Source organism: Neisseria sp. P0021.S006 (assembly GCF_051956895.1).
On sequence record NZ_JBQCWZ010000476.1, the window covers coordinates 1 to 1,042 of the forward strand.

1 pseudogene is annotated in these 1,042 nt (G+C 57.3%); it reads left to right on the forward strand.

Annotation, left to right across the window (positions count from 1 at the left end):
* A pseudogene (locus tag ACTHUM_RS15100) lies at positions 1 to 1,042 on the forward strand (hypothetical protein); the annotation flags it as partial.

Below are 1,042 nucleotides of genomic sequence, written 5' to 3' on the forward strand. Positions count from 1 at the left end.
TAGTGAACAGCGTCAAAGCCGGCGACACCACCGTGAACAACGACGGCGTTAAGATCGCAGGCGGTCCTAGCCTGACCAAGTCCGGTATCGATGCCGCCGGCAAGAAGGTTACCAACGTAGCCGACGGTGACCTCAATGCCAACAGCAAAGACGCCGTTAACGGCAGCCAACTGTTTGCGACCAACCAAAACGTAGCGACAAACGCCGCCAATATCGCCAAAGGCATCAACTTCGGCGGTACCGCCGGCAGCAACAACTACGCATTGGGCGACACCATCAATGTCAAAGGCGACAGCAACATCATCAGCGAAACCGTAGCCGGTGGTGCACAGCTGAAACTGGCCAAAGACATCATCGTTGACAGCGTGACCGCAGGCGACAGCAAACTGAATTCAGACGGCCTCACCATTACCGGTGGCCCGAGTGTGACCAAGTCAGGCATCCATGCCGCCGGCAACAAGATCACCAACGTTGCCGCCGGTACCGATGACAACGACGCCGTCAACTACAGCCAGCTGAAACAGCAAAGCGCCGCCGCCCGTACCGAAGTACGTGCCGGTACCAACATCAAAGACGTGGTTAAAACCGTCGACACTAACGGCCAAGACGTTTACACCGTCAACGCCAAAGGCGCGACTGCGAGCGCCGGTTCGAGCAAAGTGACCGTTACCGCCGCTGAAAAGGCCGACAACGTGACCGACTACAGCATCGATTTGGCTGACGGCACCAAAGCCGAAATCCAAAAAGGTGTGGATGCCAAAACCGCCGTTGACAGCAAAGGCCTGACCTTCAACGGCGACAGCGGCAGCACCAATGTCGAAAAACTCGGCTCCACCGTGACCGTTGCCGGCGACGACAACATCACCACCGAAGCCCGAGACGATAAAGTGACCGTTAAGCTGAAAAAAGACCTGGTAGTGAACAGCGTCAAAGCCGGCGACACCACCGTGAACAACGACGGCGTTAAGATCGCAGGCGGTCCTAGCCTGACCAAGTCCGGTATCGATGCCGCCGGCAAGAAGGTTACCAACGTAGCCGACGG